Origin of the sequence: Dyella sp. ASV21 (assembly GCF_016428975.1) — a bacterium.
In the GTDB taxonomy this organism is placed as follows: Bacteria; Pseudomonadota; Gammaproteobacteria; order Xanthomonadales; family Rhodanobacteraceae; genus Dyella.
In genome coordinates this window covers 1-255 of the sequence record NZ_JAELTT010000416.1, presented here as the reverse complement: position 1 = coordinate 255, position 255 = coordinate 1, and the positions used below count along the sequence as shown (strand labels likewise).

At 68.2% G+C, this 255-nt stretch carries 1 protein-coding gene; it reads left to right on the top strand.

What is annotated here, in order from left to right; all coding sequences use genetic code 11:
- The coding region (locus JHD67_RS22125) for a contractile injection system protein, VgrG/Pvc8 family (RefSeq protein ID WP_233172191.1) at positions 1-255 on the top strand (255 nt) is incomplete at both ends.

Sequence of the window (255 nt, the reverse complement as noted above, 5' to 3'; positions counted from 1 at the left end):
TCTGGCAGGGCGCGCAGGCGGTGCGCCATGTGCACGGCGTGGTGTCGGCGATCACCCAGGGGCAAACGGGCTTTCGGCGCACCCGCTATCGCGTCGTGGTGGAGCCCCAACTGGCCCGTGCCGGGTTGCGTTCCGATTGGCGGCTGTATCCGCAGCAAACCATCCCGCAGATCATCCAGGCCGTGCTCCAGCGCTCGGGCCTGACCGACGTGGAGTCCATCCTCACCAAGACCCACGACGTGCGTCCCTCGGTGA